Source organism: Neisseria sp. P0008.S010 (genome assembly GCF_051962715.1).
Lineage (GTDB): Bacteria > Pseudomonadota > Gammaproteobacteria > Burkholderiales > Neisseriaceae > Neisseria > Neisseria elongata.
The window spans coordinates 1-276 of the sequence record NZ_JBQCVA010000278.1 but is presented as its reverse complement, the minus strand read 5'-3'; the positions used below and the strand labels follow the sequence as shown (position 1 = coordinate 276).

The following is a 276-nucleotide window of genomic DNA, read 5'->3' as shown; positions in this document are numbered from 1 at the left end:
GACTACTGGGGTATCTAATCCTGTTCGCTACCTCGGCTTTCGCGCCTGAGCGTCAGTACCCGTCCAGAAAGCTGCCTTCGCCATTGGTGTTCCGACACATATCAACGCATTTCACCGCTACACGTGTCGTTCCGCTTCCCCCTCCAAGACTCAAGGCCACCAGTATAGAGAGCAGTGTCGGAGTTGAGCTCCAACCTTTCACTTTCTACTTAATGGCCCGCCTGCGCACCCTTTACACCCAGTAAATCCGGACAACGCTTGCCACCTACGTATTAC

The 276-nt window shown here is 54.0% G+C and carries 1 rRNA gene; it reads right to left on the bottom strand.

Annotation, left to right across the window (positions count from 1 at the left end):
* Positions 1-276 (bottom strand): 16S ribosomal RNA (locus ACTHSL_RS13575); the annotation flags it as partial.